This is a genomic window from Nocardia sp. NPDC058519 (assembly GCF_042719755.1).
Taxonomy (GTDB): Bacteria; Actinomycetota; Actinomycetes; order Mycobacteriales; family Mycobacteriaceae; genus Nocardia.
The window spans coordinates 1-24,150 of the sequence record NZ_JBHXNK010000044.1; the positions used below are offsets into that span (position 1 = coordinate 1).

General features: G+C 67.2%; 31 protein-coding genes. 15 read left to right on the forward strand and 16 right to left on the reverse strand.

All coding sequences use genetic code 11. From position 1 onward, the window contains the following. The 6 genes from ACFWPK_RS31800 to ACFWPK_RS31825 form a co-directional block, all read left to right on the forward strand. On the forward strand, positions 1-507 hold a 507-nt coding region (locus tag ACFWPK_RS31800), incomplete at its 5' end, for an alpha/beta fold hydrolase (protein WP_378922086.1). A 97-nt stretch (positions 508-604) separates the two neighbouring features. Next, positions 605-745: a hypothetical protein gene (locus ACFWPK_RS31805; RefSeq protein WP_378922088.1), complete on the forward strand. Its 141-nt coding sequence runs from the start codon at positions 605-607 to the stop codon at positions 743-745. A gap of 424 nt (positions 746-1,169) precedes the next feature. Then, complete coding sequence (locus ACFWPK_RS31810) at positions 1,170-1,934, forward strand: hypothetical protein (RefSeq protein ID WP_378922090.1); 765 nt, start codon at positions 1,170-1,172, stop codon at positions 1,932-1,934. A gap of 108 nt (positions 1,935-2,042) precedes the next feature. Continuing rightward, positions 2,043-2,495, forward strand: coding sequence for a hypothetical protein (locus ACFWPK_RS31815; RefSeq protein WP_378922092.1), 453 nt, complete (start codon positions 2,043-2,045; stop codon positions 2,493-2,495). Positions 2,496-2,555: 60 nt separating this feature from the next. Next, a complete protein-coding gene (locus ACFWPK_RS31820) occupies positions 2,556-2,981 on the forward strand; it encodes a DNA-directed RNA polymerase subunit alpha C-terminal domain-containing protein (protein ID WP_378922094.1) in 426 nt (141 codons plus the stop codon). 24 nt (positions 2,982-3,005) lie between these two features. Further along, positions 3,006-3,359 (forward strand): hypothetical protein, encoded by a 354-nt coding sequence (locus ACFWPK_RS31825; RefSeq protein ID WP_378922096.1) that lies wholly within the window; start codon positions 3,006-3,008, stop codon positions 3,357-3,359. Here the strand turns inward: ACFWPK_RS31825 and ACFWPK_RS31830 are convergent. Beyond that, positions 3,352-3,585 (reverse strand): hypothetical protein, encoded by a 234-nt coding sequence (locus ACFWPK_RS31830; protein WP_378922098.1) that lies wholly within the window; start codon positions 3,583-3,585, stop codon positions 3,352-3,354. The two genes, ACFWPK_RS31825 and ACFWPK_RS31830, sit on opposite strands and share 8 nt — an antisense overlap. Positions 3,586-3,734: 149 nt before the next feature. On the opposite strand from ACFWPK_RS31830, the gene ACFWPK_RS31835 reads away from it, so the two are divergent. Both ACFWPK_RS31835 and ACFWPK_RS31840 read left to right on the forward strand, forming a co-directional pair. After that, entirely contained in the window at positions 3,735-4,028 is a 294-nt protein-coding gene (locus ACFWPK_RS31835) for a hypothetical protein (RefSeq protein ID WP_378922100.1), read from the forward strand. A 121-nt stretch (positions 4,029-4,149) separates the two neighbouring features. Then, the gene (locus ACFWPK_RS31840) at positions 4,150-4,455 is read left to right on the forward strand and encodes a hypothetical protein (protein WP_378922102.1); all 306 of its coding nucleotides are present in this window, start codon (positions 4,150-4,152) and stop codon (positions 4,453-4,455) included. A 130-nt stretch (positions 4,456-4,585) separates the two neighbouring features. Here the strand turns inward: ACFWPK_RS31840 and rmuC are convergent, their stop codons facing one another. The 4 genes from rmuC to ACFWPK_RS31860 form a co-directional block, all read right to left on the reverse strand. After that, entirely contained in the window at positions 4,586-6,175 is a 1,590-nt protein-coding gene (rmuC, locus tag ACFWPK_RS31845; protein WP_378922104.1) for a DNA recombination protein RmuC, read from the reverse strand. A gap of 224 nt (positions 6,176-6,399) precedes the next feature. Then, the gene (locus ACFWPK_RS31850; protein WP_378922106.1) at positions 6,400-6,666 is read right to left on the reverse strand and encodes a hypothetical protein; all 267 of its coding nucleotides are present in this window, start codon (positions 6,664-6,666) and stop codon (positions 6,400-6,402) included. A 51-nt stretch (positions 6,667-6,717) separates the two neighbouring features. Then, complete coding sequence (locus tag ACFWPK_RS31855; RefSeq protein WP_378922107.1) at positions 6,718-6,975, reverse strand: hypothetical protein; 258 nt, start codon at positions 6,973-6,975, stop codon at positions 6,718-6,720. Between the two features lie 101 nt (positions 6,976-7,076). Continuing rightward, positions 7,077-7,238, reverse strand: coding sequence for a hypothetical protein (locus ACFWPK_RS31860; protein ID WP_378922109.1), 162 nt, complete (start codon positions 7,236-7,238; stop codon positions 7,077-7,079). Between the two features lie 101 nt (positions 7,239-7,339). Here ACFWPK_RS31860 and ACFWPK_RS31865 point away from each other — a divergent pair, with 101 nt between their 5' ends. After that, the gene (locus ACFWPK_RS31865; protein ID WP_378922111.1) at positions 7,340-7,522 is read left to right on the forward strand and encodes a DUF6011 domain-containing protein; all 183 of its coding nucleotides are present in this window, start codon (positions 7,340-7,342) and stop codon (positions 7,520-7,522) included. Positions 7,523-7,532: 10 nt separating this feature from the next. Here the strand turns inward: ACFWPK_RS31865 and ACFWPK_RS31870 are convergent, their stop codons facing one another. The 11 genes from ACFWPK_RS31870 to ACFWPK_RS31920 form a co-directional block, all read right to left on the reverse strand. Further along, positions 7,533-8,294 carry a hypothetical protein gene (locus ACFWPK_RS31870; RefSeq protein WP_378922113.1) on the reverse strand — a complete coding sequence of 254 codons (762 nt, stop codon included), beginning with the start codon at positions 8,292-8,294 and terminating at the stop codon, positions 7,533-7,535. A gap of 160 nt (positions 8,295-8,454) precedes the next feature. After that, positions 8,455-8,754 (reverse strand): hypothetical protein, encoded by a 300-nt coding sequence (locus ACFWPK_RS31875; protein ID WP_378922115.1) that lies wholly within the window; start codon positions 8,752-8,754, stop codon positions 8,455-8,457. After that, positions 8,751-11,441, reverse strand: coding sequence for an RRQRL motif-containing zinc-binding protein (locus ACFWPK_RS31880; protein WP_378922117.1), 2,691 nt, complete (start codon positions 11,439-11,441; stop codon positions 8,751-8,753). Before ACFWPK_RS31880 ends, ACFWPK_RS31875 begins: the two co-directional genes overlap by 4 nt. 10 nt (positions 11,442-11,451) lie before the next feature. Beyond that, complete coding sequence (locus ACFWPK_RS31885) at positions 11,452-14,442, reverse strand: toprim domain-containing protein (protein WP_378922119.1); 2,991 nt, start codon at positions 14,440-14,442, stop codon at positions 11,452-11,454. Beyond that, on the reverse strand, positions 14,439-15,230 hold the full coding sequence (locus ACFWPK_RS31890; protein WP_378922120.1) for a DUF4913 domain-containing protein: 792 nt from the start codon (positions 15,228-15,230) through the stop codon (positions 14,439-14,441). Before ACFWPK_RS31890 ends, ACFWPK_RS31885 begins: the two co-directional genes overlap by 4 nt. Then, entirely contained in the window at positions 15,227-17,119 is a 1,893-nt protein-coding gene (locus tag ACFWPK_RS31895) for a type IV secretory system conjugative DNA transfer family protein (RefSeq protein ID WP_378922121.1), read from the reverse strand. Before ACFWPK_RS31895 ends, ACFWPK_RS31890 begins: the two co-directional genes overlap by 4 nt. Next, positions 17,104-17,442 carry a WhiB family transcriptional regulator gene (locus ACFWPK_RS31900; protein WP_378922123.1) on the reverse strand — a complete coding sequence of 113 codons (339 nt, stop codon included), beginning with the start codon at positions 17,440-17,442 and terminating at the stop codon, positions 17,104-17,106. Before ACFWPK_RS31900 ends, ACFWPK_RS31895 begins: the two co-directional genes overlap by 16 nt. Then, positions 17,439-17,687 carry a hypothetical protein gene (locus tag ACFWPK_RS31905; protein ID WP_378922124.1) on the reverse strand — a complete coding sequence of 83 codons (249 nt, stop codon included), beginning with the start codon at positions 17,685-17,687 and terminating at the stop codon, positions 17,439-17,441. Before ACFWPK_RS31905 ends, ACFWPK_RS31900 begins: the two co-directional genes overlap by 4 nt. Further along, complete coding sequence (locus ACFWPK_RS31910) at positions 17,684-17,986, reverse strand: hypothetical protein (protein ID WP_378922126.1); 303 nt, start codon at positions 17,984-17,986, stop codon at positions 17,684-17,686. The genes ACFWPK_RS31905 and ACFWPK_RS31910 overlap by 4 nt, the downstream gene beginning before the upstream one ends. Continuing rightward, positions 17,983-18,288, reverse strand: coding sequence for a hypothetical protein (locus ACFWPK_RS31915; RefSeq protein WP_378922128.1), 306 nt, complete (start codon positions 18,286-18,288; stop codon positions 17,983-17,985). The genes ACFWPK_RS31910 and ACFWPK_RS31915 overlap by 4 nt, the downstream gene beginning before the upstream one ends. Further along, complete coding sequence (locus ACFWPK_RS31920; RefSeq protein ID WP_378922130.1) at positions 18,285-18,608, reverse strand: hypothetical protein; 324 nt, start codon at positions 18,606-18,608, stop codon at positions 18,285-18,287. The genes ACFWPK_RS31915 and ACFWPK_RS31920 overlap by 4 nt, the downstream gene beginning before the upstream one ends. A gap of 118 nt (positions 18,609-18,726) precedes the next feature. On the opposite strand from ACFWPK_RS31920, the gene ACFWPK_RS31925 reads away from it, so the two are divergent. The 6 genes from ACFWPK_RS31925 to ACFWPK_RS31950 all read left to right on the forward strand — a co-directional run bounded on the left by ACFWPK_RS31925 (position 18,727) and on the right by ACFWPK_RS31950 (position 24,075). Then, positions 18,727-19,101, forward strand: a complete 375-nt coding sequence (locus ACFWPK_RS31925; protein ID WP_378922131.1) for a GntR family transcriptional regulator — start codon at positions 18,727-18,729, stop codon at positions 19,099-19,101. Positions 19,102-19,205: 104 nt separating this feature from the next. After that, positions 19,206-20,240 carry a hypothetical protein gene (locus ACFWPK_RS31930; RefSeq protein ID WP_378922133.1) on the forward strand — a complete coding sequence of 345 codons (1,035 nt, stop codon included), beginning with the start codon at positions 19,206-19,208 and terminating at the stop codon, positions 20,238-20,240. Continuing rightward, the gene (locus tag ACFWPK_RS31935) at positions 20,237-20,827 is read left to right on the forward strand and encodes a cysteine hydrolase family protein (RefSeq protein WP_378922135.1); all 591 of its coding nucleotides are present in this window, start codon (positions 20,237-20,239) and stop codon (positions 20,825-20,827) included. The genes ACFWPK_RS31930 and ACFWPK_RS31935 overlap by 4 nt, the downstream gene beginning before the upstream one ends. Positions 20,828-21,467: 640 nt before the next feature. Continuing rightward, a complete protein-coding gene (locus ACFWPK_RS31940) occupies positions 21,468-22,544 on the forward strand; it encodes a hypothetical protein (protein ID WP_378922137.1) in 1,077 nt (358 codons plus the stop codon). Positions 22,545-22,828: 284 nt separating this feature from the next. After that, entirely contained in the window at positions 22,829-23,635 is an 807-nt protein-coding gene (locus ACFWPK_RS31945) for a ParA family protein (protein WP_378922138.1), read from the forward strand. Continuing rightward, a complete protein-coding gene (locus ACFWPK_RS31950) occupies positions 23,632-24,075 on the forward strand; it encodes a hypothetical protein (protein WP_378922140.1) in 444 nt (147 codons plus the stop codon). The genes ACFWPK_RS31945 and ACFWPK_RS31950 overlap by 4 nt, the downstream gene beginning before the upstream one ends. Positions 24,076-24,150: the final 75 nt, after the last annotated feature.

Below are 24,150 nucleotides of genomic sequence, written 5' to 3' on the forward strand. Positions count from 1 at the left end.
GAGCTCGCGCGGCGGGGCATCGGCGGCGACACCGTGGCATTGGACCCGGGCGGCTTCTGGAGCGAGCGCGAGGTCGCCGTCTTCGGCGCCACGCTGCGGCCGTCGATCGCGTTGGTCCGAGCGCTGCGCGGCATGCTGCCAGCACTGCTCGGCAGCTCTGTGGGAAGGACTCTGCTGCTGGCGCAGTTCTCGGCACGGCCCTGGGCACTCTCGCGCGAGACCGTGCTGCCGGACGTGCGCGGGCTGGCCGACGCCCCGGCGACTGGCGCTGCCATGGACGCGCTGACCAAGGGCCCCGTGCAACAGGGGGCACCGGCTGGCACAGTGCCCGGCCGGGTCACGATCGGTTGGGGTCGTCGTGACCTGGTGACCGTGCCGAGACAGGCCACACGTGCTATAGAGCTTTTCCCCGACGCGGTGCTGCACTGGTTCGAGCGGTGCGGTCATTTTCCGCAATGGGACGCACCACACGAAGCGACCCGACTGATTCTCGACAGCACCGATTGAGGTTTGTTGCCCGCCGACACCCCGGCCGACCAGATAACTGCACGCTTCGCGGGCGGATCCACGTCGAGGTGTCGCTGCTGTGGCTCATGCTGGCCAGATGGATGAGACCGCCGCGAAACTCGTCGATCCGCTTGCCGCGGCGAACCTGCTGGGGCACGAGGGGTTCGATCCCGACGATGTCCACATCATCTCGACGCATACGTCGTCGAGATGGCCGACACCGCGATCGGCTCGGTGACGATCCGGAGGACAGAGGCGATCGTCGAGGATCTGGAGCGGCTACGCGGCCGTCTTCGGGCCCGGGATAACGGGCCCATGCTGACTTGCCGCGATAGCCTCGCGCCCCTTCGCGAAGCGGCCCTGTTATGTGGGCCAAGCCCATATCCGTTGATCTTTCGGCAGTTACTACCGGAACCCGGGTACGAGCCACCCGCATAACTCATTCCGCACCACCGGGTTTGACACCACGCTTACGGTTTCCTCATGACGACGCCTGGGGTGGCAGCAGTCCCCGAACAAAAGAAGCCCCGGAGCACCTGGCTCCGGGGCGTTCCCATGTAAAAGCGAGAACTCCTGGTTCTCGTATCGCAACCACTCTAGCTCAAATCAGCCCAGAATTCATCCGCTGCGGTGTGCAGTGGTCATTCAGTGAGGAACACCGCATGTCCCCCCGCGCCGTGTCCACCAAGCGCACCGTCACCGCCGTTGTCGCCCGCTACATCAGCCAGCCGCGCCTCGAGCCCTACCTCATCGAGGCAAATGGTGACCACGAACGCGCCCTGGCGCTGTACCAGTGGAACACCCAGCTCGCCGCAGCATTCCAGGAGGTACTCGCAAACGTCGAGATCCTCGTCCGGAACGCTATCGACCTGCAGTTGCAGACCTGGAACGCGTCTCGTGGCGTCGATCCGCAAGGCACGCCTTATACCCGGGAATGGGCGCTGCATCCGGCTCCCCCACTGGCCGGTGCAGTGCGCAAGGCCCTGCAGAAGGCCACCCAGCACGCCGAATACGCCCGAGCGGCGCGCGACCCGGGGCATCCACGCAAGCATGCTGCGATCAGCCATGACGATGTCGTCGCGCAGCTGTCCTTCAGCGTGTGGCGCACACTCATGCCGCCGGCGGCGCCGAAAAAGGTCGGTCTGCAGAATCTCTGGAATAACGCCTTGGTTCGCGCATTCCCGCGGGCTGGGGGAAATTCCGTGAACCAGATCCTCTCCACCCCAGCTGAGGTGCTGGTCCACGACCGGCTCGACCGCCTGGTCACCCTGCGCAACCGGGTTGCGCACATGGAGAACCTGCTGCAGGTCAACGTGCCAGCGCGCCTCACCGACTGCCTGAGCCTTCTCAACTATGTCTCACCGCAGGCACGGGACTGGTGCGCCGGTGCCAGCCGTGTCACTGAGGTCAACGCTGCACGTCCCTGACCGTTGCGGCCGAACTGGCCGAAAAGAAGCGCTGGAGGCGCGAGGATCTGGTCAAGTAAACTTGTCGAAACATCGTCAAGTTAGCTTGTCGTCAAGTAAACTTGTCCTATGGAAATCGACGCCAACCTGCCACTGCCCGCCGACACCGACCTCGACCGCCTCATCGAGCGCCAGCGGCTCGACCACCTCGCCGCACTCATCCACACCCACGACGTCATCGGAGCGACCCAGCGCGGCCTCGCCGAGGCTGAGGGCAGACCCGACGACGAGCCCTACGACAGTGCCTCCGGGCTCACCCTCACCGTGGGCGAGATGCGCGAGGTCTTCCGCCGTGAGCTCGACCGACTTGCACCGGTGACCGCCCTGCACGTATTGCGTGCCACCGAGGCCGCCTCGAATCAGCTGTCCGGCGACCGACACCGGGCGATCATCGCGGCCCGTGCGGACGGGCAGAGCTGGAGCGAGATCGGTGCCGCGCTGGGGATGAGCAAGCAGGGCGCTCAGGACTGGTTCAATCGCCGATCGATACCGATGTTCCAGGACCACGCACCCGCCGAGTAGAGCAAGCCTGTACCCGAAATCCCGAACTCGACTGCGCGACCACGGTTTACGGTGATGCGTATGAGCGAGGCAACCGCGCCGAAGGACCTGGCGACAGTCCAGTTGGGCACGATGTTCAGTCCTCGTGTGGCGAACATGCTTGGACGGGAGGGGATCTTCACCCTCGGCGATCTGGTGACCTACACCCACCACGACCTGGACTGTCTTCCTGCTTTCGGCGTAGGCACGATGGCCACGATCGACGCCGCGTTGGCCGAGCGCGGCCTGCGTCTGGACCGGCACGAGCCTCACCAGCCCACCCTGCTCGAAGAGTTCCGCACGGTGCTTGAGCAACGCGACCAGCTCCTGGCGCTGATCGGGCGGATCACCGACGCGGTCAGCACAGCCGAGGGGCTGCGCGACATCGACACGACGCTGGGCGGCATGGACACCAAGCCCACCGTGCGCCAGGCTTCGACCACCCGCCACCGCAACAACCGCCGCTGACCAGCTAACGATCTGTAGGACGATATGAACGATAGGGCAGAACACCGCGACTTGCCTTGGGGTGCGGACCCGCGCGCGCACTGGACACCGGAGCAACACCAGGACTGGGCCGACGCTGAACAAGAGCTGATCGACCAGGGCTACCGTCCCGCTCAGCCGGTGTGCGAGTTGATCGCCACGGTGCCACCGTTCGGCATCGACAAGTGGAGCTGGATCTGCACCGAGTCGAACTTCGAGTTGCCCGACTGCACCACCATCGACCGCGAGCTGCTCGGCGCGGAGATGCGCCTGGTCGACCGCGAGGTCCGAGGACTCGACGACGATGAAGACCGCGCCCACGTCTACGAGCTACGCAGAGCCCGCGGTCGACTCAACTGACCTTCGAGGCGATATCACCCGGGCTGAAGCGCCGGAAGGTGACCGGAAGGCCGGTCGCTTTCACGATCTCGTTGGCCACCACGAGAGCGCAGTCCTGACATACCGGGATCACCAGAACGTCGGAGTTTCTGTCGTGCCCGGTGATGACAGCCTGGAGAGACCAGTCCGGCACGTGGTTACACAGCATCACGTCGATCCCTTCGGGTGAATTGTCGGTGCGCGGCAACGGTATCCACTGGGGTTCTCTCAGGAGGAAAGATGCTGAAGTCAGCGCCAGGCACGGGCCGCGTGGGTGAGGCCAATCCGTATGGGTCCGGCCACCTTTCGCGTACGCGCGGACTCGGAGATGTCGGTGCCTGAGCGCACTCTGGATCCATGCGCGACTACGACTCCGTAAACGATGCCAACGCCGCGGCCGCCGAGGCGGCGGGCTGGCCGGACCTCACCGGTGCTCCCAAGCAAATCCCATGGGCGATCACCTGCCGCGCGGACAAGGTACGCGAGCTCGAAGCCACCGACCTGCCTGACGCGGAGAAGGCCCGGTGGCGCGAGGCGATGCTGCGCGAGACCCGCGCCGGCGAATGGATCGACTACCGCAAACAGCCTTGGGCCGCGCCAGCTCTGATGAACTTCACCGAGGAAGAGCGGACCGCCCTCTTCGGCAGCTGACCTGCATTTACAGACTGCAACAGTCGCCGATTCATCTGCTACGGGACCGCCGAATCCACGCTCACCAGCCCGGACCAATAGGACTGAAACATGCAAAAACCGGTACACCACGGTTGGAGGCATGAACGAAAACAGCTCCACCGCAAGGGATACCGACCACCGACGGATCGTCTGGCGTGTCGACCGATATCGACGCACCGGCCGGTTGCACCCCGGTTTCGTACGGTCCCGCACCATGACCAACAACCCGCCGACCGGCACACCTGCTGAACCGTCTCCGGCCGAATCCCCGCAGCACCGCTCACCCCGCAGCGACTGGAACCGGCGCCTGCTCGTAGCCGCTGGGCTTCTCGCCGCCGACGCGGTGACCGGCGAAGTCGTCGGCCGCCTAGTCGATGCCGCCCTGGTGTTTCTGGGGACGCTGTGACCCACGCTCGCGAGCTGGGTCATGGCACCCAGCGTCTCAGCCGACTGCGAACCCGAACCTGTTGGTCCGTCGTCGTTCTCGGCGCGAGCTGGCGGCTCCACCAACGGCGGCCGCCAGCTCGGCCCGAGGGTCAGGCAGCTGTCGAACTGTCGTCGTCGAGCTCGGCGCGAGCGCTGCTCACCTGGCGAACAGTGAGATCGACCGTTTCGAGCTCGCGGATCGAAGTCTCCTCGCCTTGCAGCTCGGTGACCTTGCGGCCCTGGGGCAGGACTCGGTTCTCCAGGCAGCCCACCACCGCGTTGAAGCTCTGCACCGACTTGCCGAGGTGCCCGCCCATCGTCGCCACGTGATCGGCGAGTTTGGCCAGGCGTTTGACCAGCTCTTTGCAGGTATCCACGGTGGCCTGCGCGTTGGTCACCCTCTTGTCGTAGCGCAGCACCGCCGCGGCGGACTGAAGGATCACCAGCAGACTGGTCGGGGTCGCAAGGATGACGTTCTTGCGCGCGGCGTAGTCCCACAGCCCCCGGTCGTGCTCCCACGCCGCGTACAAGAACGCGTCCGAGGGCACGAACATCACGACGAATTCCGGCGACTTGTTCGGCAGCAGCCAGTACTGCTTGGCGGCGAGCTGATCGATGTGGGTGCGGACGTGTCTGGCGTGCACCGCGAGCCTTTCGCGCATTTCGTCCTCGCCCTCGGCCTCGGAGGCTTGGATCAGTGCGTTGAATGGTGCTTTGGCGTCGACCACAACGGCAATATCGGCGGTGATCTTGACCACCAGGTCGGGGCGCTGGCTGCCGTCGTCGGTACCGAAAGTGGGCTGGGCGTCGTAGTTGATCAGGTTTACCAGCCCAGATGCCTCGACGACCGCCTGCAGCTCCTGCTCACCCCACTGACCGCGAGCTTCCGGTTTGCGGAACACGTTCTTGAGCTGTGCGACCTCCTTGAGCACCTCACCGGTGGACTTCACCACCAAGTCTCGGTCGGTACTCACCTGCTTGGCCTGCGCTCGGAACTCGGCCTGGGCGACGCTGCTCTGCTTGACCAGTTCGGTCATTTGCTCGGCCACCTGCCCCGACGTGGTCTTGAGCAGTTCCACCGTGGGTTTGACCAGCTCGTCGAAGGAGTTCTCCCGCTTGTCGAACTCCCGCGCGGTTGCCTGCGCCCGCTGCTCGGCCATATCGGTGAACTGCTTGACCAACTTTTCGCCCGCCGAATTCAATGCCGCCGTGGTCAGCCGCGCGCTGGCCTCCTCCATGTCGGTGTGCATACTGTGCGCTCGCGCGAGCTCCCCGACATGGCGTTCCTGCAGCGCCGCGAGATCCTCGGCGTGGCGCTGCTGCAGCGCCACGAGCTCGGTCTCGGCGGCTGTGCGCTTGGTCGCCGCGTCTTGCAGCTGCTCACGCAGCGTCGCGAGCTGCCCTTCCGCATCGGTCCGCTCACTTTGGACCTGCGCGAGCGCCGCGTCACGCTCGGACCGCGCCTGTGTGACCTCGGCATCACGCTCGCACCGCGCCTGCGCCACGCCTGAGTCCCGCTCCTGGCGAGCCTGCTCCCCCGCGGTATCGCGCTCGGACTGCATCCTTTCGGCCGCCGCCCTCCAGCTGCGTGCCTGTTCCTCGGCCACGGCAGCCCGGCCGCGCCCCACTATGAATCCGGCTCCTCCTGCGAGGCCGGCCACCACGATAACCATCACCACGAACACACCAATGCCGATCAAGTCGAAACCTTCCCGAACGTCAGATGCGACCCCTGCCCCTCGTGAGCGGGGGAAGTGGAACTCGTCCGGCCGAGCGCTCGCCGAACCGTAGGGAGGTCTATCACCACCCACCGACACAAACGGATTCCACGTTGACCTGCGGAAACGGACTGGGCGCAAGGTTTTTCGGCATTCGATGGGTTCAGGGTGGGCGCGTGCTGGATCGAATCACGCTGCGGTGGTGCTCATTCCGGATTTCGGAGGGCCTGCTTCAAGATCGTGAGCGCCGCCCGATCGGCCTCGGCCCGATCGTTGTCGGTGGGACCGTCCCCGACGCCGCCGCGCTGCTGCCACAGCTGTTCGGCGAGCTCGTGCGCGTACTGCTCGGCCTCGACCTCGAGGACGTGAGCGCGATTCTCGGCGCGGGCAGCGGCGGCCTCGTGCGGGTGTTCTCGTTCCCACGCTGCAAGCACACGAACGGCCTCACTCAGCGGTATCGGCTGCTCTGTCATGGCGTTCGACGATAGGCGCGGCCGCGGCCGCGCCTACCCGGATTCCCTGGTTCAGTCGTGTCGTGGACGCAGCGCGTAGCCGGGCACGAGCTGGTCGGTCAGCTGCAGCGGCGCTCGGCCGTCGGCGTAGGTGATCGAGTACGTGACCCGGCCCAACCATTCACCGGAGTAGGTGGGGATCCAGTGGGTGAGCAGGCCGGGGCGCTCCCCGGTCATATCGACTCCGGCGCCGTTGACGTGGCGGGGCGTGCCCGGATCGCGGATCGCGACGGCGTCCAAGCGCACCCATACCGGCTTCGGGGCTTTCATCACGGTCTTCGCGTAGTGCCCCTGCGCGTGCGGGTGTTTGGGCTGCGGGGATGTGCCTTCGGTCCGAGCAACTTCGTCCCCAGCTCCGGCGGACATCGCGGTCACTCAGTCCACGGGGTCAGATCGGCCAGCCGTATCGGGAATTCGTACGACCCCGGCGCATCGAGCGTGGCCAGGATGCGGGCGTGGGTGTCGTCGACCTCGACCACACGAAACTGCGAGGTGCCGCCTGCACCGATCCTGACTAAGTCGCCCACCATCATGGACGCCATTCTACTCGAACGTATGTGCTAATCGCGGCAAGCTTGTCGGTGCCTCATGCGATGGTGGGTCGACGATTGCTGACCGGCCGGAGGAGAACGACGTGGCCGATTCCGATGACCGACCCGAGGTAAGGCTGGTCGGTCACTGCCGCCGTTGCCGCGGATGGCTGCTGTCGGCGAAGTCGATCGCCGAGGGCATCGGGCCCACCTGCGCGATGCGTGAACGGTCCGAGCAGCGCGCCGCGGCCGCGGCCGAGTTGACGCTGTTCGACTTCGCGGCCTGAGCGCTGGTCATCACAACCACCCGCGCCCGTCGACAAACGAGGCCAATCCGACCAGCACCGTCAGGACCGAGCCGATCCAGAACCACGGGCTGATGCCCAACGCCAGTAGCGAGAACACCGCAACGGCGAAGGCGAACATCACGATCCCGCAGCCTGGCGGCAGCTCTTCCCTGCTGTCGGCGCCGGGCGGTGCGGGAGCTGCTGTCGGCGCCGGACTCGGTGGTGTCGGCACCGGTGTCGACGGGGTCGGCTGTGCTGTTGTCGCGGGCGGCCGAGTCGGGGGCGTCACCAGCGATGACGGCGGTACGAGCGTGCTCGTACGGACCGGTGCCGCTGGCGCTGGCGCGGGCATGTCACCTCGACAGACGACGAAGTGCACCAGTTTCTCGGTTTTCGAGATCAGTCGATGTGGGCCAACCGGAATCCAGTCTCGCTGTTCACCTCGCCCCCCGTGGTACTCCCCCAGGCACTTGCAGGTGCACTCCCACACCGGGATTGTCGCCTTCTTGCAGCTGGGGGTGCACTGCTCGGTGGTGTTGTACTCGAGGAGTACTTCGACTTCACCGAAGCGTTCGGCCAACGCGGCGATCAGCGTCTTCAGATGGTCGCGGGCGACCTCCCACCGTTTCATCTCCTTGTTCCACACCAGGTCTTTGCGGCCGCCGAGCACTTCCTGCATCCACCCCCGGTTGGGTTTGGTCGGGTCGTACGGCATCGTCACCCACAACCGCAGCTCCCCCGGCTTGCGCTCGATACGTGGTCGATTCCGCATCGTTGTCCCCTCCTCGTGCAGTCACGTTGCGCGGCAACGATATCCGCGAGCTATGACACGTCCCGAGCGCCTGACCGCGCACCCGATGGCAATATGAGGAAGCCCCCACCCGAATTCCGCTCGGGTGGGGGCTTCCTCATATTGCCAGGTCAGACTGTGGCTACAGCTCCTCGATGCCGGTGGTGGCATCGGCGAAATACCGCACCGCACCGCTAGAAGTGACGCGCTTTCGCCACCCGCCGACCCGGGTGTACCCAGCGCGGCTCATCGCCTGGTCCAGCTCGTCGAGGCTGGCGACCGCTGTCGACTCCAGACGCACCGGCTCCCACCAGCTCGCCACGGTGCGACCGTGGAACGTGCCGTCGTGGGCGTCGTAGTAGACCTCGCAGCTGTACAGGTCCGCTGCGGCGTCACCGTTATCGAGGCGGGCGATGACGTAGAGATCGACGGTCTCTGTCACCGGCCGACCTCGGGGGTGTGGAGCTGACGACGGCCCGCGACCGCATGGTTTCGGGCTGGGGCGGGGTTGCTGGTCGGCTTGCCGCGGTCGCTGCCGGTCGACTTGCTGGCTCGCCCACCACGAGAGCCGCGCGCGGAGGCCGCGGCCTGCTGCTGGGCGAGTGAGTCGTTGCGCTGGGTGACGATCTGCTCGGTGCGGGCCTGCCACTGGTTGCTGCGCTGGTGAGCGGTCTGCCCGAGTGCGCCGGCCTGGCGGGCGGTGGTGTCGATGTCGGCACGGATCGCGCCCATGCTCTCGGGACCGACTCCAGCCTGGACAAGGTGGCGCCCAAGCTCGGTGCGCTGGGCGATGAACGCCTCGCGTGCCTTGTCCACGCCCTCGGTCATGCCGCAGGAGACGTTGTAGAGGGTGTCGCCCATGTGCCGGACCGATGCCCGCACCGCCGAGGCGGCCTTCTCGGTCGGCTGTGCACCGCTACTTTCGACCTGTCGGGTCACCGCCTCGGCAAAACCGCGCTTGACCTGTGCGGCTTGGTCGCTGCTGCGCAGGTAATCGAGGTCGACTTTGGTGCGTTCGTCGGCCCACATCATCTCCGGCAGCTGCTCTCGGCGTGAGATGTAGCCGATGTCGATGTCGTCGAGCACCGCGGTCAGCTGGGCACGCTCGATCGGGGCGAGGCCCTTGCCCTCAACGGCGATGCCGCGCAAGTTATCCCGCGCGAGGGCCATCCGCAGAATCCGCTCCCCGATGTCGTCGCTGACCCCGATCTGGTCGTGGTCGTAGTCCTCCTCCACGAGGAAATCGGCCTCCATGCGCTGTTCTTCGGCGTCGGTGGCATACATCTGGATTGCTTCGAGCAGCTGCTCGCGGTCGACGAACTCCGGCCAGGGGTCCAGGTCCGGCTTCTCCCCCGCCTTGATCGCACGCCCGATCGCGCGCACGGTCTCCTGGTCAGGCGGGCTCATCACCGCCAGGTCTTCGGCGACGAGCTGGGCCGAGGCGGACTTACCGGCGTAGCGGGCCAGCAGCGCACCCATCCGGCCCCGGGCCTCCACACCCGGATCGACCGACACCGGAGTGTCGAGCAGATCGAGGTCGCGAGTATCGCCGCGAAGGTAATCGACCGTGAAATCGACGATGGCACGGTCGGACTCACTGAGCTTGGCCTCGTCGAGGTCGGCGCCCAGCCGTGCGCGCCGCTCGTCCTGGGTGTCGATGTGGGTCCGGGGTGCCTGTGGGTCAACTTCTTCGCCGGACCAACGCTGCAACGCTTCCTCCACCGCCGCTTTTCCCGCAGGGGTGAGCGGGGCCGCGGCGAGGGCACCCACCGCCGCCTGCTCGCGCGTCCACACGGCGGCGGCTTCGGCGTATTCCTGGCGCGCGGGGGCGTCGTGGCCGGGGTCGATGCGCACCGATCCGGTGATCGGGTCGACGATCACACCCCACGAGGCGGCGTAGGAGGCGATGAGCTGGTCGGCCCGCTCGGCCGCGAGCGGGGACTCCTCACGCCAGGTCAGCGCCTCGCCCAGCAGCATCGAGCACGCATCGGGGTTGTGCCAGGGGATCTGTGCCATGCGCGCTTCGGCGCCGGTACGCGCGGCCGAACGAGCGACCTCGAGGTCTTCCTCGCTCGCTCCCTTTCGTGCAGCGCTCGCGAGCCGGTCATCTCGACGTTCGCGGTCTTCTCGGGAGCGGTTGACCGCGACCAGGACGTGCAGCCGCGCCAAACGCTGCCCGTGGCCGACCGGCTCAGGGCCGTCCCGGTGGTCGATTCGCGAGTAGTACAGGCTCCAGTGTTGGTCGTTTGCGATCTCGCTGCGGTAGAGATGCAAGTGTTCCAGCAGGGCCTCACGCGCGGTGGCGATCTCGGTCGAGTTCTGTCCGCGACGGGCGGTGTTGAGTTCGGTCTCCAGCTCGTTGGCGCGCTCGTGCACAGTCATCGCGTCGACCCCGAACTCGTATTCGGTGGCGAAGTCACGGCCTGCGAGGTCTTCGCCGTTGATCGCCGCGGCGACGAGTGCCGCTGTCGCGGTGTCGATCCGGCCGTTTGCCGCCAGCGCTGCGGTGTCGGCGCCGATCGCAGCGAGCTCGGCGTCCTTCTGGTCGAATCGGTCGCCGGTGATCAGCACATCGCGCGCTTTCGAGCCCCGGTTCGGGCCGACGACGCCCTGCTCTTCGAGTCTGTCCATCACCGCCGATGCTTCGGCGTAGCCGATGCGGAGTTTGCGCTGCAGCATCGAGGTACTACCGAACTGTGCGTCGACGACGAGCTCGGCGGCCTTACGCAGCAGATCCTGTGTGTTCTGGTCGTTGTTCATGGGGACTTCCTTTTCGGTGGGTGGGGAATCGGTGGTCCAGCCCGGCCCTGGATCGCCGGTCTGGGTGAGGTCGGCCTCGGTGAGGCCACGCCGCTGCGCGGCGCGGAGCTTGCGGCCCCGGACCGCCTTCTCGACGGCGGTGAGCTGGGCGGGGGTGGCCACACGCTTGGGTGGGGCTTGGGTGGAGTCGAAGAGTGCGGCCCAGATCCGGCGACCGCGCCCGCGACGACGGGTCTCGCGGACCATGACGGCGACGGGTTGCGCGCCGCCGGGGGCCAGGCCTGCCGCGCGCAGCTGGCGGCGGGTCATCAGGTGGGGCGGAGCAGCCCGCCACGGGTAGGTGTCGGGCTGCTCGTCAGGCGTTGTCATCGGGGAAACCTCATCGGCCCAAGCCCTTTTCAGGGCCACGTCCCTTGCCGCGGTGCTGGGTGCGCGAGACACCCGCACCGGGCGAGGTACGGCGCTGCCCGCCACGGGCGTTGCGCACTGCCGCACTCGGCGGCCGCGCACGCCCGGCATCGGCGGCCATCCGCTGGGCCACCGAGTCCTCACTGACCCCAGCTGAACGAACGTCACGTTCGAGGTCCGCGCGACGTTCGTGGCTGTCGTAGTCCGGGCCCGCTGCACCAGCGGCCGCACCGGCCACCGAGCGGGCCACTACGACCGCGTCGCGGCGCTGCGCCCACCGGTCGGCAATGCGCTGGGCGGACTTGCCCGCACTCGCCGACTCCCCTGCCGCGGAGTCCAAGTGGTTCGCGACCTTGTTGCGCAGCGGCTCGGGCACGCCGACGGCGGCGAGTTTGGCGCCGAGCTGCTGGTCCAGGCCCAGCCGTTCGTAGTCGGGCAGGGTGCCGTGGCCCCGACCCAGCTCGGTCTGGGCGTCGATCACGCGGCCGAGCTCGGTGCGGGCCCGCCGCACAGTGCCCTCGGGCGCCATATTCGACTTGAGCATCTGCTCGGCCTGGCGGCGGTGGGCGTAGCTGGTGTCACGGGCGATGTGGGTGGCCCGGTCGGCGTCCACGGCGGCCGCGGACCGGTCATCGGCGAACAGCATGTCCGGGGTCTGGGTCTTCCCGGCCTCGATGTCGCGCATAACCGCGCTGATCTGGTCGCGCTCGTAGGTGTGCAATCCCTTGCCGGACTTGAGGGCCTTGGTGATGGCGCCGCGGTGCTTGGCGGCCTGGCGCATCAGCCCGGACGCGGCCGCGTCGTCGAGATCGGACGCCTTACCGGCGGCGAGCTCGGCTTGCGGGGCGAGGGTCGCGTACATGCGGATCTTGGTGGCCAGCTCGTCGCGGTCGACGTGGTCGGGCCACAGCGCCGGGAACTCCGTGGTCGGGGCCTTGGTGATCGCGAGACCCCGATCACGGGCGGCGGCCTGGTCTTCGGGGGTCATCACCGCGATGGCCTCGCTCAGCCGCGTCCGGATCGACTCGGTCGGAGCACCGAGCTTGACCCGGTCCTGGAAGCGGGCCAACAGCTCATCCACGCGCGGCTTGACCTCTTCGCCGGGGTCGACCAGCGCCTCGGGCAGTTTGCGCAGCTCGGCGGTGGGCTGCACCGCGCGGATCGCGGCGAGATCGGCCATCGGCACCACATCGCCGGGGCGGCCGATGTAGACGGCGACGAAACGTGCCTGGGTGCGGACCTTTTCGGGCACACCTTTGTCGTCCATGACCTTGGTCAGCTCGGTCAGGGCCTTGGCGCTGGGGTGGGAGCGCCAGGTCTCGATCGCCGCGTAGAGCTCGGCTTTGCGGTCCTCGTCGACCTGGGTGTTCGCGACGAGCTCCACCATCCGCTTCTGGGCGGTGACCAGGCGGGCCGCGGCCGCGCGGTCGGACTCCGCGCTCATGAGCGCACTGGCCAGACCCCCGGCGGCCTCGGCGGCAGTCTCGGAGGCGACCTCACCGGTGACCGGATCGATCCGGATGCCGAACCGCTGCTGCACCTGGTGGCTGAGCTGGGTCATCACCTGGGCGGCAACCTGGGAATCGTCGCGCCAGGCAGCCGCGTCGACGATGGCCTCGGCGAGCTGGGTTCGCGAGGCGTTGCCGAGGCCGGCGTCGGCGAGCTTGCTCAACCGCACCTCCACCGCCTTGCGCTCGGTGGCGTGGCGCACGGCGAGTTCTTCGGCTTCACGCTCGGACTTCTCGCGGGCGACCCGTTCGGCGTGGGCGCGCTTTTCCGCCTGTTTGCGGGCCATCTCGGTCAGCTGCTGCATGAACAGCCGCATGAATGCCGACCAGTTCGCACCGATGGAATCGACTTCGTCGGAGTGGGTTTGGGGGACATCACCAGAGGTGGCGAGCAGGTATTCGGGCACGGTTTCTCCTGGGGTTGCGGGGTCGACAGATGGGGCAGCCGAGACGGCGGGGGTCTCGGCTGCGGGAGTGGAAACGGCCTGTGCGGCAACAGCCGCGGGGCCTGGGGTGTAGGGGTCCAGGTGTGGGATCGGGACCAGCTCGCTGATGTCGTGGCCGCACATCAGGTGGTCGGTGAGGTCTTTGCCGGTGGCGGCCTGTACGACCCGCACGCGACCGACCAGGCCCTGCAAGGTCGACATGACCCGGTCGGCGCGCCGGTATCCGGCGGTGTCGTGGTCGGCGACGATCACGACCGTGCTCGCGCCTTCGAGCCATTGGGAGTGCTCGGCGGTCCAGGCCACGGCGCCACCAACGTTGGTGGTCGCGGTCAACCCCGCCGCGACGGCCGAACGCGCGTCCTTCTCGCCTTCGACGATGTAGACCACGCCGCCCTCGGCGACGGTTTCGAGGAGCTGCGGCAGCTGGTACGGCAGCGGTTCGAATCCGCCTGGCTCCATCGCCCCGGTGCTGGGGTTCCAGCGGCGCTGCCCGAAGTCTTTGTCACGCCCTCGCTCGAACTGGGCTTCCTTGCGGAAGACCTCACCGGCGACAGTGCCGTCGGCGCGCAGGTACGGGTAGGTCTCGACCTGCTTCCACGGCGAGAGACGACGCCCCAGATCGGGTTTCGTGGGCTGCTTGGGCGGCAGACCGGCTGCTTGCAGAGCACGATCCGAGCGCGAGGCCGGCCGCTGGGTCGGGCGGGGCCGATATGCGCTACGGCCCCGCCCAGCGGCGCGGTCCAGGCGCCGGTCGAACAGATCGCGAACCTCGAGGCCGACAGCTTCGAGGACGTGCTCGTTCTCGCAACCGGCGAAACACCGCACCACCGTGCGGTGCTGGCGGTCGTCGTACTTGACGCCCAATGACGGCTTGTGAGCGCGGCCGTCACCTTCGTGGCTGGGGCAGCAGTACTGCGTCCAAGCACCCGAGGTCCGCCCTGGGCCGACTTTCGACTCCAGCGCGGCGGTGATCTTCTCCCACGACCCCTGGGGCGGCTGGCTGGTCATTCGCCGAACTCATCGATCGCGACCACCACACGGGCCCGGCCGGTCGACGGCGCGGGCAGGATCAGCCCCGAGGCCGTCACGCCGGGCTCGACATCGACATCGTGGGCGTGCCCGTCCTGGAACCAACCCTGCGGCGCGGGCACGGTGGGCAGCACCTTCATCGAGGGCCGGTGCCCGTCGGCGACGCTGCAGTACTTGAACACGCCCTCGGGGTCGAACAGTGCGGCCATCAGCGGATCGGCGAACTGGGTCCACCAGGCCGCCATCTCCGAGCCCTCACCCAGGCGCATCTCCTCCCAGGCCATCCACAGCGCGTCCAGGCGGCCCACGGCCTCGGCGTGGTCCCACCACTGCGGGCACCAGCGGATCTTGCCCTCGGTGCCTTTCCGGGAGACCTCACGCCGGTAGGTGTGGGCGATGTACTTCTCGACGAACAGGTCCAGGCGAGCGTGGTGCAGCTGGCGTGGCTTCTCCTCCGGCTCGGGTTCGGGCTCAGGTTCGGGTTCGGCCACGGCGGCGACAGCGGCGGCCGCGTCGGGGTTGACCGCGGCTTCGGCTTCCAGCAGTGCGGTCTCGCGCATCGTCGCGATGACGTCCTTGGTGAGGAAGTCGTTGATCGCGCCTGTGGCGATTTCTTTGGCGGCGGCGGTGACCTGGGCGTTGACCGCTTTGCGGACCGCGCCCGAGAGCGCTTCGGTCAGGTCGACGCCGCCGAGTACAGCAGCGGCCTGCTCAGCATCGGTGTCGGTGGGCTCGGTGTCGGTGGTGGTGTTTTCGGTGGTGGTCATGCGGACTTGCCTTCCTGGTGGGGGTTGGGGACGGCGAACAGCTGCGGCCGTGCCGGGGGCTGTGCGTTTTTGGCGAGATCGGCCAGGGCGGCGCGGATCTGGGGCGCGTAGGGGCGGTCCATCCACGGCACGGTGGCGCCGAGCATCGGGCGGTGACCGCTGATGAAGACCACGACCTTGCCCTTGGGCAGAGCGGCGAGATCGCTGGCGTGGAGGGTGATTTCGCTGGTGCGCGAGGTCGACACGGACTGCGACTTCGAGCCCTGGCCCTGACCGCGCGACTTCGACGTCGACGTCGTCAGCTCGTAGTGCGGGCCGATCAGCTCGGAGCGGTCACGCAGGAATCCGGCGTCGTCGAGACCGGCGCCGAGCACCTTGATGTTGGCCGCCGACCACAGCGCCAACATCCCGTCCGGGCCCCAGCAGCGCACACCCTGAGCCCAGGACTGCAGCACGGTCATCACGACGATGCCGCGAGATCCGAAGTGCGAGTACTGCTTCGGCAAGTCGCGCCATCTCACGATGTTGGCGGCCTCATCGAGCACCACCAGCAGAGGAACCGGCATCCGACCATTCGGGTACCGGGTGCCGAGCTGGGCACCGGCGTGGGTGATCGCCTCACACATCGCCGCCACCAGCGGGCCACCGCTACCGGGGCCTTCCTTGCTCAGCGGGTAGAGGGTGTCGCGGCTGCGCACGAACTCGTCCACCTTGAACTCGCGGCGGTGGCGCTCACCCTTGGCCGGCGGGCACACCCACGGGCGCACGTGCGCGTACTGCAAGCACGACGCCATCTTCTTGGCCGTCGAGAAGATGCCGCTGCGCTGCTTGTCGGGGGCGTTGTACTGGTCCGAGAGCGCACCAGCGACCAGGTCGTATCCGGCATCGCCGACGATGTCGATCGGCTCCTGCTCGGAATGCTTGGTCACCCACGCGAACACCTGCGTGATCGGGCGCTTGGCCAGCGCGGCCGCCAGGATCAGCCCACTGAGCAGGCCCTCACCCTCGGGATCGAAGAACGCGTCCCGGGAGTCTGCGTCACCACCAGAGGCGAAGTGCGCGGCCACCATCGCCGCCCGCACCTGTGCACCGGTGCCACCGTCCTCACCAGCGACCCACGCGATCGGATCCCAGAACCAGGTGCACGGCTCCTCGGCCACGCCCTGCGGGTCGAACACGTGCACGTCGCCGCGCTCGGAACGGATCGTGCGGGTCGCGTCGACCACGTCACGCTTGTTGCTGGTGCACACGACCGCGCCGATGGCCTCCACGACCGCGGGGATCACGCGCGAGGTCGACTTGCCCGAGCGCGGACCCCAGATGTCGAGGTGAAGGTCTTCGTAGCTGCCGTAGATGGTCGCGCCGCCGACCACGTTGCGCGCCACCGTCACACCGGGGGCGTCCTGGGCACCCATCTGCACGCCCAGCTGCGCGGCCTTGGTAGCGACCGAGGAGTGCGTCAGGTCGGCGAGTTCCCTGCTGTCGGCCATGTAGCGGGCCTGCGCATCGACCGCATGGCGGGCGATCTTGGCCTCGGCGCGCTGTCCTCGGCGCTGCACACGGCGGGCCGAAACCTCGTGGCACTTGCGGCACGCGGCACGCCAACCCCACACCGACCCGACCGCGCCCGCAACCACGGTCGCAGCCAGAGTGACCGCACCGCCCGTCGCTGCACCGGTCCACTGCAGCTGTCCGGTGCCGAGGTTGATCGCCAGCGCGATCGGGTTCCACGGCACGTTCTGCTGCTGCACATCGGCATAGAGGGCCTCACCGAGAGTGATGCTCGTGCGGGTCGCGACCGTGAGTCCTGCGCCAGCGCCCACAGCGATCAGTTCCTTCCACTCGTCGAAGGTTGTGCTGGAGCCGGGGTCCTTCACGCGGCGGTCCATGCCGCACCTCCTAGATCGCTCACGTCACCGGCCGCGATCGCGGCCAGCTCATCGACGGCCGCCGCGCGAGCCGCGGCGTAGCGCTTGCCCGTCAGCGGGGGCGTCAGCACACCGGCCACGACGGCTTCGGTGAGCAGTCGGTCCGCGACCAGCGGGCCCGCCCAGCTCGCGCACTGGCGCAGCACCGGGCAACCCCCGCACAGGCGCTGCGCGCGGTCGAGGGTGTCGAGGTCGAACGGGCCCGGGAAGAACACATTCGTCGGCACGGTGTTGCAGGCCCGGTCAGCAGAAAACGCAGGGTCGCGCGGGGTTTCGACGCTCATCGCTGCTCACCCCCGGCCGGGGCAGAGCAGAACGCTGCGCACACCGCACGGGTCGGCGTCGGCACGGTGGAGACCTGCACCGGTGCGTCGGGGTGGCGGTGGCTCGGGAACGCCAGGGTCACCGCGATCATGACCAGCACCGCCAGCGCGACCACCGCGCCGAATCCTGCGGCCATTGCCCCGATGGGGTTGCTGGTGCCCGCACCGGGCCCAACCGGGACGTAGATGTCGACGTAGCGGTTCATGCCTGCACTCCCCGCACCCAAGTGAGCAGCTTCGGGTCGGTGACCAGGGCGTAGAGCTTCGGATCGGCCAAGCGGTCGGCGTCGATTTTCTGCACCCGTGCCGACGTGGTCTGCGCACCGTCACGCACGACCACCCGGTAGGAGACCTGGCAGCGGGCGCGGCCCTTCGCGTCGGTGGTGGGCTCGGCGAAATCGGTGACCAGCAGGACGCGGGCACCGTCGCGGTAGATGTCGGTCCACAGCTGGCCGACGGCGAGCTGCACATCCTTGGTGGTGGTGAACTGCTTCATCGCGGTCACGCCCCCACCGGCATGGCCATGTAGCCCAGTGCCTCAGCAGCGGTCAATCCCAGTGCGGCAGACCACCTCTCGACCTCGGGCTCGTCCGGGGCGACGGCGATCTGCATCGCGGCCGTGGCCTGCTCGCGGGTCAGGTGGCGGCCCGGCAGGTAATCGACGACCCAACGGTCCTGGCCGACGAAGTCGGCGTGGTGCTCGGTCGCCTCGCTGACCATGTGCCCGGCGACGACGTGCACCGCGGGGATGGTGGGAGTTGCTGCGCGACGCCAGATATCGCGAGACCAGCTGGTGGGAACGTTCATGCCGGCACCACCAGAACGGCCGCATCCGCAGGCACTTCGCCAGCGTGGCTGCGCATTACGGCGTCCAGAGCGTCCAGGCCCAGCACATCGGCTTGGACGCCGATCATGTCCCACGCCATGCGGGTGTTGGGGGTGTCCACCCACAGACCACGGCCCCATTTGGCTGCGATCTCCGCGAGCGTCAGGCCGGCCACCGCCGCGCGGGCCGATACCAACACCCCCGGCCGAAGGGAGATCCGAAACTTGCCCGGCGCCACCTCGAATGCGCAGTGTGCAGACCGTTGGGCGGTAAGCCACCGTCCCTCGCGCCTGATTGCCATGACGTCCTCCTCTTCAACTCAAACGTTGTGTCTATCTGAGTGAATCAGAGTGAGCTGATAGAGTCAATCATGGTCTAGTGATTGACTTAAGTGACGCAAGGAGACTTACTCTTAGATGGTGAGCAAGCCACGCTATGCCCTGATCGCCGACGAGCTCAGGGCCAAGATCACGAGCGGTTCCTACGCCCCCGGTGACCAGCTGCCTACGAAGGCGCAGCTGATGGAGCAGTGGAGCGCGGCGCTGAACACGGTCGCCCGCGCAATCAACGAGCTCCAGAACGAAGGCCTGGTCGAAACCTTCCACGGTGTCGGCTCTTTCGTCCGAGAACCCTCACCGCCGGAAGAGGGTGGGGAGGACGCCGCAGACGAGCTCAACCAACTCCGCGTCCGCGTCGAGCACCTCGAGGCGTTGATGATGGAGGTTTTTTCTAACCTCGGCCTCAGCTACCCCGACGCTCCCGTCTCCACGGGCTCGGCGCAGGAGGCCGTGTGACAGTCCGGCGTTTGCCCACTTCTGGGGCAACAGTCACTGGTTTGCACTCCCGCAGATCGAGCTACCGACCCGACTACGCCGCACTTGCCCGCGGGCGAGTCTCGATGGCTCGTTCGGCATCTGGCCTCTCCCCCACCGAATTCGCTGCGGCTTTAACCGATCTGCTTGGCCGTGCAGTCCAGCCCGGTCACGTCACGAGCTGGGAGCAGAAGGCCACTCCGCCCGGCGACGTGTTGATGGCGATCTCCTCGCTGGCACCATCAACAGCCCGATCACTCGGCGTCCGAAGCCACAAGTTCATCGCCGCGCACGTCGGGCACGCTCGTGTCGAGCAGCTCGTCGCGGATCTGGAGCTTGAGCAGGTCACCGGCTACCTCGGTCGCACACCCTGCTACATCGGTCCCATCGCAGATATAGGACAGCACTGCTCGCTCGTGCTGTTTCCTACCGGCACGGTGATCATCCATCTCCTTGAGGACCTCGACGTTCCTGACGTCACCTCGCTCGCGCTCTGGCGGTACCAGACCTATCCCGAAAACCTCGAATGGGCAGGCAGATTCCTCAGCGAGGCCACCGACGGTGACATCACCCCGGCTTACGTGCTCAGCGCGTACTGGGTCTACGCAGCGCCCTGGACAGGATCGACCCTTGACACTGGCCTCCGACTCATCTGCGCACCACGCGTTCTCGTCGATCGCGACATCACCGACACCGCTCAGGCCTCCGGCGAGCAGGCCGAGCAGGAACTCCTAGACGCTGGGTTCCACCCGCCTGAGATGAGAGGATTCGGCTCCCCTGGAGTATCAAGCGCGTGGGCGAGCTGGTCGGGCGTCGTCTACCACCCTCACGATCCTCTGCGCTGCCTGCCCGAAAACGACTTGGTGCGTTTCGAGATCGGCGCGCAGGCGATGTGGGCCTTCACTGCCTATGTCAATGAACAGATCGAACTCGGTGTCGACCCTGACGTCTGCCCGGAGCACGGATGGCGGTTCCTTCGATCGATGCGCAGTTTCCTGCTCATGCCCCGACCGCAGGAAACGGGACAGCATCAGCAGATGCGTGAGGCCATCGTGCACTCCAGCGGGCTGCCCGCACAGCTCGACATCGCCATGGAAGCTCTTAAGGAGACCAGCAATTGATCGACATCGACCGGGCGGTTCTCCTCGTCGTCGACGTCCAGAACGGATTCGTCAACGAACACTCCGCACATGTGCTGCCCGTTATCGCGGATCTCGCCGGCCGCTGGGCCGCTGCAGGCCGCCCGACGGTATTCACGCGGTACTGGAACTACGAAGGAAGCCCATGGGAGCGACTTATCGGATGGCGTGCGCTTTACGGGCCACCCGAAACCGATCTGGCACCGGAGCTTCTCGACGCTGCTGCCAGGGAGAACGTTCACATTCTGGATAAGAAGGTCTACACAGCGCTGACACCGGAAGGGCTGGCACTGCTGAAGGAGCTCGGAGCAACCGATGTCGTGATCTGCGGGATCGCAACGGACGCTTGCGTGTTGAAGACGACACTCGACGCATTCGAGCATGGACTCACACCCTGGGTCCTCCGAGACGCTGTTGCTTCCAACGCAACTCGACACAGGGCAGCCGAAATCCACGAGTCTGCACTCCTGCTGATATCGCGGCTGGTAGGCGCGGGGCAGATTGTCGACTCGAAAGATGTCCCGATCGAAACGGCGTGTCGCGACGCGCATCCCAACGAAAACCGATAGATCTATCTCCATGGGTAGACCAGTTACGCTTCCACCGGCCAAACCCGTCGGACTGAAACTGTCCCTCGAGGTAATCGAGGCGATCGACGCCGCCGTCGAGGATTGCGGGCTGAGTCGGCGCGCAATCTACGAAATCGCGCTGCGACAGCTGCTCGGTCTGGCTCCCTACCCCGGCGCTCCCCGCGAAGGTGATCCCCCGGGACAGCTTTCGTTGGCTAGCTAACACCCACTAGCGGTGTGAAACGTGTTGGGAGCACACGCTTCCCAACACGAGGATGCAACGCGTACAAACACGATCACGAAGGAGAGTTGCGATAGGAGATTGACGGCGGCCCACTGCGGCCTGCACTCAATACCTCTATAACGCGAGAAACCCCCGGCCTAGCCCGCCGGGGGTGGTGTCTCGCCTCAAAAGAGAGGCCGCGTCTTGCACGACAGGTCTCAGGATATCGCATGCCCACACACAGATGTGTGTGGACACACGTTCGTTATAGAACGAACTGCCCGCGCCTATCCTGATCAGCACAAACACCACTATTTGAACCCCCGGCGACGCCGTCCGAAGCGGCTCCGCGCGGACATTCTCCCGATTCAGATACCGCCACTGCGACTGGAACAACCGGAAGACCTCTATCGAGACGTGCCCGAGGTCTGGTGGTCCGGGGACCGCTGGGTCGCCCTGATGATGGCGCTCTACGACCTGCTCTACCCCGAGCTGCGCGCGACCCTGCGGGCGCCGTCGGTCAAACGCTCGACGTTCCTGGCTTGGGCGAAGGCGGAGGCGGGCGTAGCTGACCACGCCACCGGTCGCGACTGCCGCCCGACCCTGCGATACCTCTCCGGCAAGGTCGGGCGCGGCCGACGCACCATCCAGCGCTGCCGCGAGCTGGCCGGCCTGCTCGACGGTCGGCAGCAGGTCTTCCGGGGCCGCCAGCGCACCCTCGTCGAGCGCCTCGAGTCCCACGAACGGCGCGACCGAGGCCGAGGCTGGGCGTCCATCGCCGCCCTCATCCCCAGCCCCGCCTACGCACACCTTGTGGATAACTCAGTGCTCGCCGACTACATCACAAACAGTTTTGTCACCCCCCCAAGCCGAAGGCTTGGTTCCGGCGCGAGCTCTAGTACCAGCGTCGTTACTACCCACAAAGAGTCGACGACCAGACGCGCTTCGCGCGGCACCGACAAGAGGCGGGTCCGCCGGAAAGCGCGCGAGCGCGACCACAGAGCGGTCCTACTGGCCTCTCGCGTCCGCTCTGACGGGCGAATGCCGCTGTGGGCACGGGAAATACCACTACGAGCGCTAGAGCGCGTCCTGACCTCACGAGCCGTGCACGGGTGGCAACCCGATGACGTCTACGAGGCGGTCGACGCCATCCGGATCGCCGGAAAACGGCTGATCGGGCGACCGGACAACCCCATCGGATACCTGGTCTGGGTCCTGGACCACACCCCCGCCGACGAACCACCCGCGGCCCTGGCACGCGCGCAGGCCGCCGCCGAGGAGGTCGAGCGTCTCGAGACCCAGCGCCGCGACTGGGACGACCGGCGAGCTGCCGCGCAATCCCGGCCCGCCGCGCCGGACTCCTCCGCGCGCGCTGCCGCGAGGGCCGTCGTCGACCAGGCCGCGCGGCACGCGATCGGCACCAAAGCGACCGCACGCGCGGCCAGCGACGCCGCCCGACGCGAGGTTGCCCGCCTCGCCCGTGAGGTGCAGTAGGAGAACCTCCGCCTGTCATCGGATGCGAAACCTTCTGTGAGCAGGTGGTCGAACGGTAGAACTGGTGAGGCTCATTACTGATGGGCTCGAAGGAACATGGGCTGGCAACCTTGACTCACGGTTTGCATGAACACATACATGTAAGTTTTCATGCAGCTGAACCAGTGGTAATGCGCTCGCACACGCTCGCGGGTTGTCCTGCTCGCGAGACTGTCTCCCGCATAGCATGCGACATACATGCTTACGTGCGTGCAGCCCAATATGTGCTGATGAGCGGAGGATTCATGACGGCACAGTCAGACGACGGAATCGGTCGCGTGATCGCTATCGCCCTGCAGAAGGGCGGTGTCGGGAAGACGACCACGACGATCAACCTCGCGGCCGAGCTCGCGCGGCTGGACATGAGGGTCCTGGTGATCGACATCGACCAGCAGGCTCACAGCACCAGCGGACTCGGTATCACCGTCGGCCCAGACGACCCGACGGCCTTCGAGGTCCTCACCGATGAGCGCAACCAGCGGGTACCGCTGCTCGAGGCGATCCAAAAAACTGAATTCGGAGTCGACATAGTGCCCGCGGCACTGGCCCTGCGACAGCTGGAAAAGGGCGGTCTCGGGCCCGGGGGACAGCTGCGGCTGGCCAAGCAGCTCGATGACCTCACCGGGTACGACGTGATCTTCATCGACTGCCCGCCAGCCCTCGGCGCACTCACCGAGGCCGCGATGGCGGCCGCCGACGATGTTCTAGCCGTCCTGGAAGCCGGTCCCGACGAGGTAGACGCCCTGGTCCGACTCGGCTCAGCGGTAGCCGACGTACAGGAGGGTCTCAACGAGGCCCTCGAAATCCGATACGTGCTGCTCGCGGACTACGAGGGCAACACAAAGACCGCACAGAACGTCCGCGCGGGCCTGCTACAGGACTGGGGCGCCTGGTCCGCCGGCGGTGCCTACCTGGGCGAGATCCCGCACACCGTGCGCGTCCGCGAAGCCAAGGACAAGCGGGTTCCGATCGCGGTCCACGCCCCCACCTGCAGCGCAGCGGTGGCCTACCGCGACGCCGCGGTCCTCCTCGCGGAGAGGATCCGCGCGTGAACGCCGCCTCCACACCAGGTATCAACATGCCCTCCACCAGGCCGCAGTCCCGGGCCGAGCGCCGCGCAGAGGCAGAACGCATCCGCGCAGAGCAGGAGACAGCCGCGGCCGAAGCCCCCGATGTGGCCGAAGACGCCGTCGAACCCCTGCAGGCCCCGGAGCCGAAGCCGGTAACCACCGCAGCCCGGCCGCCGCGCCCGAAAGGGAAGGACAACAACACCGTGCCTACACCACCCGCACCGACCGTCAACCTGCCGATGAAGGCCCGCACCAGCAAACGCCCCTTCGCTACCCAGGTCCAGGCGAGCACCCTCGGTCGCCTGGAATGGGCCAGGCGACAGGGCGCGATCCTCACCGACACAGTCGACGCCGCGATCAACAGCTACCTCGACGCCGCCGGCGTACCTCAGGCCGACGAGAGCGGCGACATCATCGAGTAAGCCCCCGGCGACAACTACATACGGCGCAAGTCCAAGACCGGCCCGGCAGGCCTCACCTGCCGGGCCGGTCTTCGT

Bases quoted from the DNA above. Each gene is read 5' to 3' on its own strand.
- ACFWPK_RS31805 (WP_378922088.1), top strand. From the start codon at position 605: ATGGATGAGACCGCCGCGAAACTCGTCGATCCGCTTGCCGCGGCGAAC.
- ACFWPK_RS31810 (WP_378922090.1), top strand. From the start codon at position 1,170: ATGTCCCCCCGCGCCGTGTCCACCAAGCGCACCGTCACCGCCGTTGTC.
- ACFWPK_RS31815 (WP_378922092.1), top strand. From the start codon at position 2,043: ATGGAAATCGACGCCAACCTGCCACTGCCCGCCGACACCGACCTCGAC.
- ACFWPK_RS31820 (WP_378922094.1), top strand. From the start codon at position 2,556: ATGAGCGAGGCAACCGCGCCGAAGGACCTGGCGACAGTCCAGTTGGGC.
- ACFWPK_RS31825 (WP_378922096.1), top strand. From the start codon at position 3,006: ATGAACGATAGGGCAGAACACCGCGACTTGCCTTGGGGTGCGGACCCG.
- ACFWPK_RS31835 (WP_378922100.1), top strand. From the start codon at position 3,735: ATGCGCGACTACGACTCCGTAAACGATGCCAACGCCGCGGCCGCCGAG.
- ACFWPK_RS31840 (WP_378922102.1), top strand. From the start codon at position 4,150: ATGAACGAAAACAGCTCCACCGCAAGGGATACCGACCACCGACGGATC.
- ACFWPK_RS31850 (WP_378922106.1), bottom strand. From the start codon at position 6,666: ATGACAGAGCAGCCGATACCGCTGAGTGAGGCCGTTCGTGTGCTTGCA.
- ACFWPK_RS31855 (WP_378922107.1), bottom strand. From the start codon at position 6,975: ATGAAAGCCCCGAAGCCGGTATGGGTGCGCTTGGACGCCGTCGCGATC.
- ACFWPK_RS31860 (WP_378922109.1), bottom strand. From the start codon at position 7,238: ATGATGGTGGGCGACTTAGTCAGGATCGGTGCAGGCGGCACCTCGCAG.
- ACFWPK_RS31870 (WP_378922113.1), bottom strand. From the start codon at position 8,294: ATGCGGAATCGACCACGTATCGAGCGCAAGCCGGGGGAGCTGCGGTTG.
- ACFWPK_RS31880 (WP_378922117.1), bottom strand. From the start codon at position 11,441: ATGACAACGCCTGACGAGCAGCCCGACACCTACCCGTGGCGGGCTGCT.
- ACFWPK_RS31885 (WP_378922119.1), bottom strand. From the start codon at position 14,442: ATGACCAGCCAGCCGCCCCAGGGGTCGTGGGAGAAGATCACCGCCGCG.
- ACFWPK_RS31890 (WP_378922120.1), bottom strand. From the start codon at position 15,230: ATGACCACCACCGAAAACACCACCACCGACACCGAGCCCACCGACACC.
- ACFWPK_RS31895 (WP_378922121.1), bottom strand. From the start codon at position 17,119: ATGGACCGCCGCGTGAAGGACCCCGGCTCCAGCACAACCTTCGACGAG.
- ACFWPK_RS31900 (WP_378922123.1), bottom strand. From the start codon at position 17,442: ATGAGCGTCGAAACCCCGCGCGACCCTGCGTTTTCTGCTGACCGGGCC.
- ACFWPK_RS31905 (WP_378922124.1), bottom strand. From the start codon at position 17,687: ATGAACCGCTACGTCGACATCTACGTCCCGGTTGGGCCCGGTGCGGGC.
- ACFWPK_RS31915 (WP_378922128.1), bottom strand. From the start codon at position 18,288: ATGAACGTTCCCACCAGCTGGTCTCGCGATATCTGGCGTCGCGCAGCA.
- ACFWPK_RS31920 (WP_378922130.1), bottom strand. From the start codon at position 18,608: ATGGCAATCAGGCGCGAGGGACGGTGGCTTACCGCCCAACGGTCTGCA.
- ACFWPK_RS31930 (WP_378922133.1), top strand. From the start codon at position 19,206: ATGGCTCGTTCGGCATCTGGCCTCTCCCCCACCGAATTCGCTGCGGCT.
- ACFWPK_RS31945 (WP_378922138.1), top strand. From the start codon at position 22,829: ATGACGGCACAGTCAGACGACGGAATCGGTCGCGTGATCGCTATCGCC.